Genomic DNA, 1,604 nt, shown 5'->3' with positions numbered 1-1,604 from the left:
CAGTCTCGGCCTGCTTCAGCGCAAAGGCGATCTGCTCTTCGGTGAACCTGCTCTTCTTCACGGCTCCGCTCCTCCCGTCAGGGTCTCACAAAACCGGAAAACTCGCACTCAAGCCGGACCAAAGCGATGGGGGGACGTCAGCCTGATTGTGCTCCCCCCTTTTCCACCGGATGCGCCTTCACAACCGAGGAATCGATGAGCACCTGCGAGGGGGGGCCGCCAACCTTGGCCAGGGTCTCGAACAGATCGGCCCAGAGGCCCTTGGCCGCCCAGCGCACGAACCGATTGTAGAGCGTCTTCCTCGGTCCATAGACTTCGCGGGGCGCATCGACCCAACGCCCGCCTGACTTCAGCACGTGGATGATGCCGCTGATCACCCGACGGTCATCGACCCGCTCCTTACCCCGCGTATCTGTCGGCAGGTGTGGCTTGATCCTCTCGAACTGCGCGTCCGTCAGCCAAAACTCGTCCATCCGATCCTCCTTCGTCACAAAGGAATCACAGACTCTCCTGCCAAGCCAAATTTATGGGTCCAGAGCCTAACTTGATTCAACCGATTTCAGCACGTTACTTTTCAAAGACTTATCATATTGTACCGTAAAATTATTACAAATTTCTATATAAAATCTGAATGATTTTGCTCGCAACCATGAGAGTCAAGCGCAATAAAGCCTAAATCCTGGCGGAACCTTCACGCTCATCTACTAGTAATACTGCCCCACTTTGGAAGGGCGTGTTTCATCACGTAGATGCCTGACAGCGGAATGGAAAAATCCACTCACCCCGCTCGGAGAGCTGACGGATGGGTGCCGACCCGCTGCGGACGACCGAAGACCCATCCATAATACTCAGAAGCAAAATCTGCTTATGCGCTGTCCGAGGTAGCGACGTCTCTATACGCCGCATGCGACCTCTACCCGATGCCGCTTAATGTGTGAGCGTCCATGGGGGTGGAGCATTCTCATGAGACCGTCTCCGCCGCCTCCCTTCTGAGCGAAGGAGACATGGCCCGTAGCAAGAAGGCTTCAGCAGAATGGTGCGACATTGTGCCTCCGCGATTGGAATCAGCCACCACGCTCGAAACTTAGTAAAAATTTAGCTTTTCGGAGACAATCGATATTAAACTCGGTTGAGATAATTTTACCCAGGGCATCGGATTGCTTCGATATGGCCTACCCCCTTCGCAATCAACTCGATGATTCCATACAGGGGACCATCGAATTCAAGCCCAGTGCTATGGCTGGCCCACCATCATTTGTTGCAGGCTTGCTGCCTTACCTGAACGCCATGCGTCATGGTCTGCTGCTGATAGACGCGCGCGGACGGGTCGTCCTTGCCTCTGGCCAGACCCTTCGTCTTCTCGGCGGTCAGGCGGCGTCGGTTGCCGAAGGATCCTCGCTGCGACAGGTCCTGAATGTCATCCGGGATCATGCGGGGGACACGTGGAGTGAGGTGAGAACGCGGCTGCCGCGCTCCTTGGCCCAGCCCGCAACCCACACTTTCGAGGTGACGCTCCAGGGGCACCTGTTGGAAGTGCATCTGCAACCTGTCACGGGCGGCCGATGGGCCGTCGCGTTCGAAGACGTCACGGCGCGCCGCGCAGC

1 protein-coding gene and 1 pseudogene are annotated in these 1,604 nt (G+C 56.7%); one reads left to right on the top strand and one right to left on the bottom strand.

Translation table 11 applies throughout. From position 1 onward, the window contains the following. Positions 1–152: 152 nt before the first annotated feature. Positions 153–473, bottom strand: a pseudogene (locus tag MKK49_RS23415) (transposase); the annotation flags it as partial. 694 nt (positions 474–1,167) lie between these two features. Between MKK49_RS23415 and MKK49_RS23410 the strand changes: the two are divergent. Further along, on the top strand, positions 1,168–1,604 hold a 437-nt coding region (locus MKK49_RS23410; RefSeq protein ID WP_244032424.1), incomplete at its 3' end, for a PAS-domain containing protein.

This window comes from Methylobacterium sp. J-090, assembly GCF_022829345.1.
Classification (GTDB): Bacteria; Pseudomonadota; Alphaproteobacteria; order Rhizobiales; family Beijerinckiaceae; genus Methylobacterium.
Note: the sequence above shows the minus strand (reverse complement) of the source record. Positions and strands in the feature narration are given on the sequence as shown.